The sequence below is a fragment of the Amycolatopsis sp. NPDC104819 genome, assembly GCF_055583145.1.
The window spans coordinates 383,924-396,084 of record NZ_JBVJON010000002.1 but is presented as its reverse complement, the minus strand read 5'-3'; the positions used below and the strand labels follow the sequence as shown (position 1 = coordinate 396,084).

At 72.0% G+C, this 12,161-nt stretch carries 14 protein-coding genes; 7 read left to right on the top strand and 7 right to left on the bottom strand.

Annotated elements, in window-relative coordinates; genetic code table 11:
- Nucleotides 1–155 precede the first annotated feature (155 nt).
- The 4 genes from ACZ63E_RS06765 to ACZ63E_RS06750 all read left to right on the top strand — a co-directional run bounded on the left by ACZ63E_RS06765 (nt 156) and on the right by ACZ63E_RS06750 (nt 2,684).
- Nucleotides 156–398, top strand: a complete 243-nt coding sequence (locus ACZ63E_RS06765) for a hypothetical protein (RefSeq protein WP_465334939.1) — start codon at nt 156–158, stop codon at nt 396–398.
- A gap of 38 nt (nt 399–436) precedes the next feature.
- Complete coding sequence (locus ACZ63E_RS06760; protein ID WP_465334937.1) at nt 437–784, top strand: VOC family protein; 348 nt, start codon at nt 437–439, stop codon at nt 782–784.
- Nucleotides 781–1,170: a VOC family protein gene (locus tag ACZ63E_RS06755; protein ID WP_465334935.1), complete on the top strand. Its 390-nt coding sequence runs from the start codon at nt 781–783 to the stop codon at nt 1,168–1,170. The genes ACZ63E_RS06760 and ACZ63E_RS06755 overlap by 4 nt, the downstream gene beginning before the upstream one ends.
- 98 nt (nt 1,171–1,268) lie before the next feature.
- A complete protein-coding gene (locus tag ACZ63E_RS06750; RefSeq protein ID WP_465334933.1) occupies nt 1,269–2,684 on the top strand; it encodes a serine/threonine-protein kinase in 1,416 nt (471 codons plus the stop codon).
- 1 nt (nt 2,685) lies between these two features.
- Here ACZ63E_RS06750 and ACZ63E_RS06745 read toward each other — a convergent pair whose 3' ends face one another.
- Nucleotides 2,686–3,216, bottom strand: coding sequence for a DinB family protein (locus ACZ63E_RS06745; protein WP_465335507.1), 531 nt, complete (start codon nt 3,214–3,216; stop codon nt 2,686–2,688).
- 58 nt (nt 3,217–3,274) lie between these two features.
- Here ACZ63E_RS06745 and ACZ63E_RS06740 point away from each other — a divergent pair, with 58 nt between their 5' ends.
- Nucleotides 3,275–3,955, top strand: coding sequence for an alpha/beta fold hydrolase (locus ACZ63E_RS06740; protein ID WP_465334931.1), 681 nt, complete (start codon nt 3,275–3,277; stop codon nt 3,953–3,955).
- A gap of 4 nt (nt 3,956–3,959) precedes the next feature.
- On the opposite strand, the gene ACZ63E_RS06735 is transcribed toward ACZ63E_RS06740, so the two are convergent.
- A complete protein-coding gene (locus tag ACZ63E_RS06735) occupies nt 3,960–5,771 on the bottom strand; it encodes a glycosyl transferase (protein ID WP_465334929.1) in 1,812 nt (603 codons plus the stop codon).
- Nucleotides 5,768–6,862: a serpin family protein gene (locus ACZ63E_RS06730; protein ID WP_465334927.1), complete on the bottom strand. Its 1,095-nt coding sequence runs from the start codon at nt 6,860–6,862 to the stop codon at nt 5,768–5,770. The genes ACZ63E_RS06735 and ACZ63E_RS06730 overlap by 4 nt, the downstream gene beginning before the upstream one ends.
- Before the next feature lie 255 nt (nt 6,863–7,117).
- On the opposite strand from ACZ63E_RS06730, the gene ACZ63E_RS06725 reads away from it, so the two are divergent.
- Together ACZ63E_RS06725 and ACZ63E_RS06720 are read left to right on the top strand one after the other, a co-directional pair.
- Nucleotides 7,118–7,405, top strand: coding sequence for a transposase (locus tag ACZ63E_RS06725; protein ID WP_465334925.1), 288 nt, complete (start codon nt 7,118–7,120; stop codon nt 7,403–7,405).
- Nucleotides 7,402–8,283: an IS3 family transposase gene (locus tag ACZ63E_RS06720; RefSeq protein WP_465334923.1), complete on the top strand. Its 882-nt coding sequence runs from the start codon at nt 7,402–7,404 to the stop codon at nt 8,281–8,283. The genes ACZ63E_RS06725 and ACZ63E_RS06720 overlap by 4 nt, the downstream gene beginning before the upstream one ends.
- Nucleotides 8,284–8,352: 69 nt before the next feature.
- Here ACZ63E_RS06720 and ACZ63E_RS06715 read toward each other — a convergent pair whose 3' ends face one another.
- From ACZ63E_RS06715 to ACZ63E_RS06700, 4 genes are read right to left on the bottom strand one after another with little or no spacing between them, the layout of a single operon-like run.
- Nucleotides 8,353–9,627 carry a deoxyguanosinetriphosphate triphosphohydrolase gene (locus ACZ63E_RS06715; protein ID WP_465334921.1) on the bottom strand — a complete coding sequence of 425 codons (1,275 nt, stop codon included), beginning with the start codon at nt 9,625–9,627 and terminating at the stop codon, nt 8,353–8,355.
- 34 nt (nt 9,628–9,661) lie between these two features.
- A complete protein-coding gene (locus ACZ63E_RS06710) occupies nt 9,662–10,315 on the bottom strand; it encodes a YdcF family protein (RefSeq protein WP_465334919.1) in 654 nt (217 codons plus the stop codon).
- A 32-nt stretch (nt 10,316–10,347) separates the two neighbouring features.
- Nucleotides 10,348–10,953 carry a response regulator transcription factor gene (locus tag ACZ63E_RS06705; protein WP_465309566.1) on the bottom strand — a complete coding sequence of 202 codons (606 nt, stop codon included), beginning with the start codon at nt 10,951–10,953 and terminating at the stop codon, nt 10,348–10,350.
- Nucleotides 10,950–12,155 carry a sensor histidine kinase gene (locus ACZ63E_RS06700; protein ID WP_465334917.1) on the bottom strand — a complete coding sequence of 402 codons (1,206 nt, stop codon included), beginning with the start codon at nt 12,153–12,155 and terminating at the stop codon, nt 10,950–10,952. The genes ACZ63E_RS06705 and ACZ63E_RS06700 overlap by 4 nt, the downstream gene beginning before the upstream one ends.
- Between the last annotated feature and the right edge of the window lie 6 nt (nt 12,156–12,161).

Genomic DNA, 12,161 nt, shown 5'->3' with positions numbered 1-12,161 from the left:
GTAACCGCAGTCGTAGTCCTCGAGCCCCGCGCGCACGTGTGCCGTGAACGCGAGGCCCAGGCTCCCGACGCAGACATCTGCCGTGACGCACAGGAAGGTCTTCTCGCGGTCGCGCCGGCCAGCTGCGCGAAGAGATCGTCACGGCCGCCGTCGGGATGCTCGACGAGCTGGCCGACGACGAGGCGCTCTCGTACAAGGTGCTGCACGAAAGCAAGGTCCACCGGCGCCACGGCATGCCGTTCAAGGAGGTCATGGTCGCGCGCACCGTCGCCATCGACCTGCGGACGGCCGTCAACGGCATGCCGGCGCAGCGCATCAACGAGCCCGACCTGTCGTGGCCGCCCGCCGTCGAGCAGGTCGACCGGTTCCTGGTGAAGCCGGCCGGCCTGCGGCTCTGACTTGTGCTCGGCGCCGGAACGGGCTTGGGTGGGCCGGTATGAACCCGGGTTCCCAGACGGTCGTCCCGCGGATGGTGGTGAGCGATCTTGTCGCCGCCGTCGCGTTCCTGCGCACGGTCTTCGGCGCGACCGGCGAGGTCGAGGGCGGCCGCCCCGCCGAGATCCGCATCGGCGACTCGCTCGTGCTGGTGTCCGCCGAAGGCGAGCGGGCGCTGTTCCCCGCGTTCCTCTACGTCTACGTCCCCGACGCGGACGCGACGTACCGCCGCGCACTCGACTGCGGCGCGCAGAGCCTCGAAGAACCGGCGAACATGCCCTACGGCGACCGCCGCGCGATGGTCCGCGACCCGTTCGGCAACGTCTTCCAGATCGCGCAGGCGGTGTGACCGACCGGGTGCCGCACCTGCGCCAGGTCGTCCTCGACACGACCGACGCCCGCGGCCTGGCCGGCTTCTACCGGCGGCTCCTGGGGTTCACCCTCCGCCCGGGCGACGGCGACGACTGGGCCGTCCTCCTCGACTCCGCCGGCGTGCCGCGGCTGGCGTTCCAGCGCGTCGAATCCCTCGAGCCGCCGACGTGGCCGGCCGGGCCGCGACCGCAGATGCTGCACCTCGACCTGACCGTGGAAACGGTGGCCGAGCTGGACGAACAGCACGAGCGGGCCTTGGCTCTGGGTGCGCGGCTGCTGGCCGACCACGCGGACGACCCGGAGGAGCCGTTGCGCGTGTACGCGGATCCGGCGGGCCACCCGTTATGCCTCTTCGTCGGCTGATTTCGCCGTACCCGGACCGGTTTCCGGGAATGACCGACGTGTAACGCGCGGCCGGTCGCCGGGCGACTTCGGGGGTAATCCGCCTGCGAAGGAGCCACGTGGACACCGAATTCGGGCCGTACCGGATCGAGCGGCCGATCGCGCGCGGCGGCATGGGCGAGGTCCTGCGCGCCTACGACACCCGGCTCGACCGGGTCGTCGCGTTGAAGGTGCTGCCGGCCCACCTCGCCGCCGACGAGGAATACCGCGAACGCTTCCGCCGTGAAGCGCACGCGGCGGCCCGGCTGCGCGAGCCGCACATCGTGCCGATTCACTCGTTCGGGGAAATCGACGGCCGTCTGTACCTGGACATGCAGCTCGTCGAAGGTGAGGACCTGGCGACCCGGCTGAGCACGCGCGGGCCGATGGACCCGGGCGAGGCCGTCGACGTCGTCGGCCAGATCGCGCAGGCCCTCACGGCCGCGCACGCCGAAGGCCTGGTCCACCGCGACGTCAAGCCGTCGAACATCCTCCTCAACCACAACGGGTTCGCCTACCTGGTGGACTTCGGGATCGCGCGCTCCCAGGAGTCGGCGACCGGGCTGACCGGCGCGGGCGCCGCCATCGGCACGCTCGACTACATGGCGCCCGAACGGTTCACCGGCGCCCGCCCCGACCAGCGGGTCGACGTCTACGCCCTGACGTGCGTCCTGCACCAGTGCCTGACCGCCACCAAGCCGTTCGCCGCGACCACGGCGGCGTCCCTGCTCAACGCCCACCTGAACGAGCCGCCACCGCGGCCGAGCCTGCTGCGCCCCGGCACGCCGGTGGCCCTCGACGGCGTGGTGGCCCGCGGGATGGCGAAGAGCCCGGACGACCGGTACCCCACCGCCGCGGCGCTCGCGGCGGGGGCACGCGCCGCGCTGGGCTCGGCGCCGTCGCGTCCCGTCCTCGCGCCGCCACCCGCCGAAACCCGGGCCTTCACCCGGGTCGAACCGGAGGCCGCCGCACCGCGGCGCGGACCGGCTCTCGCACTCGCGCTCACGGTCGTCGTGCTCATCCTGCTCGGCGGGGTGGGCGCGCTGATCGCCCTGCCCGCACTGCTGACGCGGACGCCGTCCGGGACACCGACGTCGGCGCCGGTGGCCGCGCCGGTCCGCACCACCGCTCCGGTGGCGGAGACCACCGTGCCCGTCGCGGTGACGACGGCCGGGGCGAGCCGGCCGTCGCCGGGCGACCTGTCCGGGTTCGTCGTCCACTACTACGGGCTGATGCCGGACACCGACGCCGGCTGGGACCTGATCGGCCCGAACCTGCGGCTGCGGACCCGGGACAGCTACGACAAGTTCTGGAGCAAGTTCAGCGGCGCCGAGGTGGTCGGCACGCCGGCGGTCGCCGGCAGCACGGTGACCGCCCGGATCCGGCTGCACTACCGCGACGGCCGCCCGGACGTCACCGAAACGCACGTCCTCGGCCTCGCGCTGCGGGACGACCGGCTGTGCATCGACTCCGACTCGGTGGGCAAGAGCCGTTGAGCTACTCGCCCGTGCTGCCGTCGATCGACTGGCGGATCAGGTCGGCGTGGCCGTTGTGGCGGCTGTACTCCTCCACCATGTGGACCAGGATCCAGCGCAGGCTCGGCCACCCGCCGTCACGCAACCGCCGGGCCGAGCGCTGGGACAGATCGCCGGTTTCCAGCACGCCCGCCAGCGCCGTGCGCGAGCGGGAAACGGCGTCCTCCCACAGCTTCCGGAGCTCCTCCGGCGAGTCGTCCGCCGCGGAATCCCAGTCCCAGTCCGGAGTTCGCGCCCAGTCCACCGTGGTGAACGGCGCGGCCCGCTGGTGGTCGAAGAGCACGAACGAGAACCAGTTGTCCTCGACGTAGGCCATGTGCTTGAGCAGCCCGCCCAGCGTCATCGCGGCCGGGGCGAGCGTCGTGCGCAGGGCGGCCGCGTCCAGGCCCGCGCACTTCCACGCCAGGGTCGCGCGGTGGTACTCGAGGAACCCGACCAGCGTCGCGGCTTCGTCCCCGTCGAAGGGCGGCTCGGGCCGGCCTTGCTCGTCCATTGAGGTCACGACCGCCGACTCTACCGAAAATGTCGGTGCCCTCGGCTAGGTTCCGGGCATGGCTGAATTCGTACTGGTCGCCGGCGCCTGGCTCGGCTCGTGGGCGTGGGACGACGTGGTTCCGGCATTACGCGAGGCCGGCCACGGCGCCCACGCCGTCACCCTCTCCGGGCTCGCCGAACGGCGGGCCGTGCCCGCGGGGCAGCAGACCCACGTGCAGGACATCGTCGACGTCGTCGAGCGCGGTGACCTGCGGGACGTCGTGGTGGTCGGGCACAGCTACTCCGGCATCCCGGCCGGGCAGGCCGCCGAGCGGATCGGCGACCGGCTGCGCCGCGCGGTGTTCGTCGACTCGAATGTCCCCGCCGACGGTGAGGCGTTCGCGTCGCACTGGAGCGCCGAGCGGCTGGCCGCCCTCACCGAGAGCGGCTTCTGGCCGCCCTTGACCGCGGAAGACTATGCGGGGCAAGGGCTTTCGGAGCAGCAGGTCGCCCGCATCGTCAGCGGATCGACCCCGCACCCGGCGGCGTCGCTGATCGAACCGGCGGTGCTGGCCCGACCGCTGGGGGAAATCCCCGCCACGTACATCAAGTGCCTGCTCGACGGTGACACGCCGAGCCCGGACGTCGTCGAGCTGCTCACGAGCGAACGCTGGCAGCTGGTCGAAATGGACACCGGCCACTGGCCGATGTTCTCCCAGCCCGAAGAGCTGGCCCGGATTCTCGTGGCGGCCGGGTGACCGCTTACGGCGTCAGCGCGCGCACGTCCCAGACCCACACCCCGCCGACGAACTCCGCCGGCTTCCGCAGCAGGAGCTCCACAGTGGACTTCAACGCTTCCTGGTTCTGCCGCGGGCCCACCACGAGCACGTCGGCGTTCCACGCGCGCAGGTCCGCCAAGGCCTGCGTGCGGTCGGCTTCGGTGACGTCCGCCGTCTGGCCGGTGCGTTCGACCTCGGCGAAGAGGTCCGACGTCGGCAGCGGCACCGCGCCGTAACGGCCGCGGCGGTCGTCCGCGGAGGTCGGGCCGACGAAGTACCCCTCCGGCATCGGGTACCCGAGGCCGGCGTCCACCTGCCAGTGCAACGGTTCCGCCTCACCGGTGCTCGGCAGCGGCACCGGCACGAGCGAGCCGCCGGGGGCGACGAACTGGCGCCAGGTGCCGTCGGCGAAGAACGACGGCGACAGCGGGCGCTCGTGCGTCACCAGCTCCGTCGGGGCGATCGGGAGCAGCACCGCCACCAGCGCGCCGACCCAGACCATGCGCAGCGGGAAGCGGGTCTTGCCCTCCAGGGGCTCCGGCTGCTCGGCGGCCGCCGTCCAGACGCGGTGCGTCGCGATCGCCAGGAGCCCGCCGACCACCGGGATGCAGCCCATCGCGAGCCGGGACTCCAGCAGCGAGTCCAGCAACGGCAGCTGCCCCAGCCACTTCCACAGCCCGGGGATGCCGGTGTCCTCGTGCGCCACCGTGATCTCGACACCGAGGGAAAGGAACGCCATCACGAACATCGTGATCGCGAGCGCTCGCGAAACGACGTCGCGCCACAGCCAGATCGTGACCATCACCATGAGCACGATCAGCGGCCAGCCGAAGAACGCGTTCTCCTCGGTGCGGTTCATCGAGACGTCCGCGGCGGCTTCCGGCGCCCCCGCGATCGACTGCGTCGCGAAGCGCGTGAACGCCGCCGTGTCGTTGCCCGCCGGGCCGTGCAGCAGCGAATGGAAGCTCTGCGGGCCGAAGAACTGCCAGTACAACGGGAACCCGGCGATCAGCAGCGCGACGACCGCGCCGACCCCGACGCCCTTGGCCAGCGGCGCCAGCATGCCGCGGATCTCCGCGCGCCGCGGGATCAGGTAGGCGACCGCGAACACGAGGAACGTCAGCGCGAAGATCGCGAGCGGCTCTTCGCCCAGCAGGATCTGCCACGCGACGAGCAGCCCGAGGAAGATCCCGTTGCGCACCGGGCGTTCCCCGCGGGCGATCTGGATCGTCTTGAGCGCGATGAACGGCAGCACGAACAGCACCACGAAGTTCGGGTGCGCGTTGCCGTGCGAGATCATCGGCGGGGCGAACCCGCAGAACGCGCCGCCGATCGCGGCCGCGGTCCGGTTCGGCACCAGGTGCCGGGAAAACACCCAGTACCAGCCGATCGCGGTGCCGGCGAGCCCGGCGGTGAGCACGATCGCCCAGGTCAGCGTCGCGCCGAAGGTGAGCGTCAGCGGGGCGAGCGGGATGTTGAGCCCGAACATCGCCGCGTTGGCCGCCATGTTCACGCCGTGCGGGTAGTTCTGCAGGTCCGTCGTGAACGGGTTCTGGAAGTGCAGGACGGACTTCGCGACGACCGTCGAGTACCACTCCCACTGGCTCTGGTCGGACGCGCCGTTCCAGAGGTACCCGCGCTTGAGGTCGAACCACAGGCCGTTGTAGAGCAGGATCGTGAAGAGCAGGAAGCCGCCGGCGATCGCGGAGTCCTGCCACGCCCAGCGCTTCGGGGCGGCCGGGGCTTCGGGCGCGGGTGGGACGAGCTCGGGCACGGCTTCGGACTTCAAGCTCACGGTTCGACCACCCTGGCGAAAAAGTAGAGGGCCCCGGTGCCGGTGTGCCGGACCAGCAGCAGGAACGGCCGGTCGACCGTGACGGCGACCGGGGCGTCGGTCATCATCGAGGTCAGGCGCATGGTGAGCGCGGTCGCCGCGGCGCCTTCGAAGCCTTGTTCGTCCACCCGCAGGACGGCCTGGTGCAGCACCTCGGACACCGCGAGCCGCGGGTCCGGGGAGAGCCCGCCCAGGTCGGCTCGGTCGGTGAACATCGTGCGCACGCCGAGGCCCTGCAGCACGCGGGTCAGCTGGCTCGGGATGTCGAGCGAGACCTTCGGGAGAGCGAGCTCGAGCGGCTTGAAGCGGATCTTGCCGAGCAGGCTCGTCAGCGCGGCCTGGTCGAGCGCGGCTTCGGCCTCGGCGAGGTCGGCGTCCGGGAGCAGCACGACGGTCTGCAGGCCGCCCGCGGCGGCCAGCTGCACGGCCTGCCAGCCGCCGGTGTGCGCGTACCCGACGCTTTCGCTCAGCCACATCGTCAGCACGTCACGCGTGCCGGACGGCGCGTGGAACGGCGCGTCCGAAGTGTTGGCCTCGCGGAACGGCTTCATCCACGCGGCCTTGAGGTACAGCGCGTTGACCAGCACGGCCGCGATGCTGGAGTCGATCGAGCCCGCCGGCAGCAGCTCGGGGATCAACCCGTGCGTCGTGCGGCCGACGTCTTCGTTGATCGTGGCCCGGGCGGTCTCGGGCTCCTTCTCGAACGGCGCGCTCGCGACGGCCGCGCCGGGCCACCCCGCGAGCTCCGTCTTGAAGGAGTCTTCGAGCGGGAGGCGGTCGTCGGCCCACAGCGTGTTCGCGACGGCCAGCTCGGGCTGCTGGGCCCCGCGTGCCTCTTCGACGAGCTGGGCGGCGTCCCGCAGGAGCGACGTCTGCTCGGCCGGGTCGCCCAGCAGCGCGACCAGCTCTTCGCGGGTGTCGCCCCGGGCGCCCAGTGCGGCGAGGGTCAGCGCGCTGGCCACCGAATACGGCGAGAAACAGGAGTTCCCGCCGTCGGAGCCGAGGGCCGCGTGGACGGCGAGGGCGAACCGGAGGTGGCTGTCCGTGGCCATGCGGGCGAGACTACCGGAACGCTTCACCCCGTCGACCGGCTACGCGGAACTCCGCCCACGGGTGACAAATCCCCCACCGAACGGCCCATCCCCGGTGCCAGAACCACCCACCCCCCGCGGTCCACCTCCCCACCCGCCCGACACACGCACCTGGCCGGACGACACACGTGATTGAGCAGCCGACACGCGTGTGGGGTTGCCCCCTGGGGCCGGACACCTTGATTCCAGACAGTGGTCTGGAGGGAGGATGTCCTGGTGTCTCGCAGGCCGAAGTATCCGGAGCAGTTCCGACGTGACGCGGTCGAGCTGGTCAACTCGAGTGACCGGCCACTACGGCAGATCGCCCGCGAACTCGGGGTCAACCACGAGACCCTGCGCTCGTGGGTGAACACCGCCACACAGGCCGCCGACACCGGGCCGGCGGCAGATCCAGCAGTGACCGATGAGGTGACGCGGCTACGGAAGCAGGTCGCTGAGCTGCAGAAAGAGAAGGAGATCCTGCGGAAAGCAGCCGCCTATTTTGCGCGCGAGATGGATCGATGAGCTACCGCTACCGGTTCATCTCCGAACACCGCGCCACCTTCGGTGTGAAGCGGTTGTGCCGGGTCCTCGGGCTGCGCCGGCAAGGCTTCCACGAATGGGCCACCGCCGAAGCCACCCGGACCGCACGAGCGGAGGCCGAGGCCGAGCTGGCCAGGGTGATCGCCGGGATCCACGCCGAACATCGTGGCGCCTACGGAGTCCCGCGGATCACCGCGCAACTGCACCGCCGCGGCCACGCGATCAACCACAAACGGGTCGAGCGGCTGATGCGCGAACACGGCCTGACCGGGATCACCCGCCGCAAAAGCCGAACCCTGACCCGCCCCGCGGCCGGCCCGACCGCGCCGGTGGCCGATCTGATCCACCGAGACTTCACCGCCACCGCCCCGGGCCTGCGCATGGTCGGGGACATCACCTGCCTGCCCACCTGCGAAGGCTGGCTCTACCTGGCCACCGTCATCGACCTGCACACCCGCGAAATCGTCGGGCACGCCATGGCCGACCACATGCGCACCGACCTGGTCTGCGACGCCATCGACCTCGCCGCCGCCCGCGGCCTCATCGAGCCGGATGCGGTGTTTCACTCCGACCGCGGTGTTCAGTACACCTCGGGCCAGTTCCGGACCGCGCTCACCGAGCACAAGATCCGCCCGTCGGTGGGGCGGGTCGGGTCCTGCTACGACAACGCCGTCGCTGAAGCGTTCTTCGCGACGTTGAAGACCGAGATCGGCACCACCATCTGGCAGACCCGGGCCCAGGCCCGCCAGGACGTGTTCGGCTATCTGCGCTACTACAACCACCACCGGCTGCACTCCACCATCGGCCAGAACACCCCGGCCGACACCCGCATCAATTACGCTCAAACCTCAGCTGCCTGAAAACCCCGTGTCCGCCTCACCGGGGCAACTACACGCGTGTGATGCCTCGCCGGACACGCGCGGGGCGGGTCAGTGCAGGCGGGTTACGTGCCAGGAGTACCAGACGTGGGCCTGGGCGTCGGTCAGGGAGGCGACCTGGTCGACCACCACGCGCAGCAGGCCGGCGTCGTCCGGTGCGGCGTTCCAGGCCGGGACGAACAGCGGGTCGAGCGACTCCGGGGCCCGGCGCGCCAGCGCGTGCACCAGCTCCGCCAGCAGCTCCCGCTGCCCCTCCTGCATCGCCAGCCGGCGCCGGTCGCTCATCACGTACCGCAGCGCGAGCGCCTTCAGCAGGGCCACCTCCGCCGCGACCTGCTCCGGGACGCAGAGCCGCGCCCGGTAGCGGCCGAGCGGGCCCTCGCCGAACTCCGCCCGGGTGCCGGTGACCGCCGCCGTCGTGAAACGGCCGACCAGCTCGCTCGTCAGCCTTTTCAACGCCACCTGGGCGCCGGGTGAGCCGTCGGAGCCCGCCTCGATCACCGCGGCCACCACCGGCAGCGCCAGCAGCTCCTCGGCCGCACCCTCCAAAGTGGACACCGACTGGCCGGAAAAGTGCTTCGCGGCGGCCGCGGCGACGGCCGCGCGTTCGTCCGGGTGACCCAGCACGCCCAGCTTGATCCGGCCGGCCAGCACCCCGTCCTCGACGTCGTGCACCGAGTACGCGACGTCGTCGGCCCAGTCCATGATCTGGGCCTCGAGGCACGTCCGCTCCGCCGGGGCGCCTTCGCGGAACCACTCGAACACCTTGGCGTCGTCGGCGTACACCCCGTACTTCGCCTGGCCGGGCCTGCGCACCCACGGGTACTTCGTCGTCGCGTCGAGGCAGGCGCGGGTCAGGTTGAGGCCGGACGTCGCGTCGCCCTCCAGGAGCTTCGGCTCCAGCCGGGTGACGATGCGCAGCGTCTGCGCGTTGCCCTCGAACCCGCCGCACGCGGTGGCGACCTCGTCGAGCGCGCGCTCGCCGTTGTGCCCGAACGGCGGGTGCCCGATGTCGTGCGCCAGCCCCGCGGTGTCGACGAGGTCCGGGTCGGCGCCCAGCTCCTCGGCGATGCCCCGGCCGATCTGCGCGACCTCCAGCGAGTGCGTCAGCCGGGTGCGCGGGACGCCGGTGACCTCCGCGCCCTCCCCCGGCCCGACCACCTGGGTCTTGCCGGCGAGCCGCCGCAACGCCGCCGAGTGCAGCACGCGGGCCCGGTCGCGGGAGAACGCGCTGCGCCCGTCCGCGCGCGTGCCGGGCAGCGCCGCGCCCTTCGCCGGTTCCGGCAGCAGGCGGGCGGTGTCGTGCTCGGTGTAGCCGTCGTTCACCCGCTCAGCTTAGGCAGGGAGACCGACAAAAAGCTCATCCCAGGAACGTGGCGAACAGGTCGTCGGCCGGGGTCTTCGTCAGGCGGTAGTACAGCAGCGCGCCGGTCTCACGGACGATGTAGCGCACCTGGGTGACGCGCTCCTGCACGATCGGCCCGCTGTGCGTCGGCGCGGTCCAGGCGTCCAGGCCCAGGTCGTCGGCCATGGTCCGGGCGCGGAAGGAGTGCCACGGGTCGCTGACCAGCACCGCCGTGCGCCAGCCGCGCGCCTCGACCTGCCCGGCGACCGCGCGCAGGCTCCGCAGCGTGTCACTGCCCTCCCCGACGGCCAGCGTCGCCGTCGCGGGCACCCCACGCCGGGTCAGCCACAGCTGCCCGGCCCGGGCCTCGGTGAAGTTGTCCTCGGCCTTCTTGCCGCCCGCGGTCACGATGGTCTTCGCGACACCCGCGTCGTAGAGCTGCTTCGCCTTGGTCAGCCGCGCGGCGTAGATGTCCGACGGCTTGCCGTTGTACTGCGCAGCGCCGAGCACGACGATGACGTCGGCCTGCGTCCGGTCGTTTTCGCGGGCGACCTGCCAGATCCGGAACGCCGTGCCGCCGACGAGCGCGAGCAGCACGAGGACCGTGCCGAGCGCGATCCGGCGCGCCCAGCTCGCGCGCGACGGCTTCCTGCGTTCAGCGGTACCCACCCGGCCCATCTTGTCAGACCGCCGCCGGCCGCTCAGAGCCAGCCGCGCTCCTCCGAGACCCGCACCGCTTCGGCCCGGGTCCGGGCGCCGGTCTTGCCGATCGCCGCCGACAGGTGGTTGCGCACGGTCCCTTCCGACAGGTGCAGCGCACGGGCGACGTCGGCGACCGTGCTGCCGTCCTTGGCTTCCCGCAACACGTCCCGCTCCCGCCCGGTGAGCGGGCTGGCGCCGGTGGCGAGCGACTCGGCGGCCAGCGCCGGGTCCACCACCCGGAGTCCACTGTGGACTCGCCGGACGGCTTCGACGAGCTGCTCGGGCGGCGCGTCCTTGACGACGAACCCGGCCGCGCCCGCCGCCATCGCGCGGGCGAGGTACCCGGGCCTGCCGAACGTCGTGCAGATGATCACCCGGCACGACGGGAGCGCGGCCCGCAGCTCGGCGGCCGCCTCCAGGCCGTCCTTGCCCGGCATCTGCACGTCCAGCAGGGCGACGTCCGGCTTGGCCTCGCGAGCGGCGGCCACCACCTCGTCGCCGGAGCCGACCTGCCCGACCACCTCGATGTCGGATTCGAGACCCAGCACGGTCGCCAGCGCGCCGCGCACCATGGCCTGGTCGTCGGCCAGCAACACCCGGATCAAGCGAGTCCTCCCGCGGGTTCGGCGCGCACGGCCGGGGCCGTGGCGCGGGGTTCCGGCTGCGGGACCTCCGCCCGCACCAGCAATCCTCCCCCGGGCCGCACCGACGTCCGCAGCGTCCCCCCGACCGCGGCCAGCCGCTCGGTGAGCCCGCGCAGGCCGTTGCCCGCGACGACCTCGGTGGCGGTGCCGTCGTCCTCGATCTCCAGCCAGGTGTCGCCGAGCTTCACCTTGACCTGCTTGGCCCCGGAGTGCCGCAGCACGTTCGTCACGGCTTCGCGCAGCACGTACCCGAAGGTGTTCTGCAGCTCCGGCCGGACGTTGTCGACGGCGTGCGGCAGGTCGGCGTCGATCTCCGCGGCCCGCAGCGCCGCACGGGCCCCGGCGACTTCGGCGGACAGCGACACCTCGCGGTACTCCGACACGGTCGCGCGGACGTCGGAGAGCGCGCTGCGCGTGAGGCTCTCGATCTCGCGGATCTCCTCGACCGTGCGCGGGATGTCCCCCGAGCTCTCCAGCACCCGCCGGGCCAGCCCCGCCTTGACGGTGATCGTGGTGAGGCTGTGCCCGAGCAGGTCGTGCAGGTCGCGGGCGACGCGCTCGCGTTCGTTCGCCACCGCCAGGGTGGCGATCTCCTCGTTGGCCAGCTGCAGCCGCCGGACCGCCCGGACCAGGCTGGACATGAAGAACATCGCCATCGTCACCGACCCGACGGTGACCAGGTCGCCCCAGTTGTCGCCGAACCGGCCGTCCACCAGCAGGATCACGGCCCCGAGCAGCAGCGCCGCGCCGTCGAGGAGCACCACCCACGCCAGCGGCAGCAGGAACACCAGCGCGGCGGTGCCGTAGAGCATCACGAACGGGCTGGTGTGCGTCGCGGCGACCACGGCCAGGCCCAGGGCGAGCATCCACCCGCTGTAAGCGAACCGGAACGGCTTGCTGCGGTCGAACGCCACCGGGAACAGCGCGTAGGAGACCGCGACGCCGTAGACGAGCACCCACAGCACCACCACCCAGGGCGTCACCGGGTCCCGGGCCAGCAGCGACTTCGTCACCGGGATGAGGTAGGGCAGGGTGAACACGATCGACAGGACCGGCCACCGGAACTTGTCCGGTCCGCCGCCGTGGCGGTTCGGCGGCGGGTCCTCCCACCACGTGTCCCTACTGCCCAGCCCGAGCTTGCGCTCCGCTTCCGTCTTGGCCATCGCCGT

Bases quoted from the DNA above. Each gene is read 5' to 3' on its own strand.
- ACZ63E_RS06765 (WP_465334939.1), top strand. From the start codon at position 156: ATGCTCGACGAGCTGGCCGACGACGAGGCGCTCTCGTACAAGGTGCTG.
- ACZ63E_RS06760 (WP_465334937.1), top strand. From the start codon at position 437: ATGAACCCGGGTTCCCAGACGGTCGTCCCGCGGATGGTGGTGAGCGAT.
- ACZ63E_RS06745 (WP_465335507.1), bottom strand. From the start codon at position 3,216: ATGGACGAGCAAGGCCGGCCCGAGCCGCCCTTCGACGGGGACGAAGCC.
- ACZ63E_RS06740 (WP_465334931.1), top strand. From the start codon at position 3,275: ATGGCTGAATTCGTACTGGTCGCCGGCGCCTGGCTCGGCTCGTGGGCG.
- ACZ63E_RS06730 (WP_465334927.1), bottom strand. From the start codon at position 6,862: ATGGCCACGGACAGCCACCTCCGGTTCGCCCTCGCCGTCCACGCGGCC.
- ACZ63E_RS06720 (WP_465334923.1), top strand. From the start codon at position 7,402: ATGAGCTACCGCTACCGGTTCATCTCCGAACACCGCGCCACCTTCGGT.
- ACZ63E_RS06700 (WP_465334917.1), bottom strand. From the start codon at position 12,155: ATGGCCAAGACGGAAGCGGAGCGCAAGCTCGGGCTGGGCAGTAGGGAC.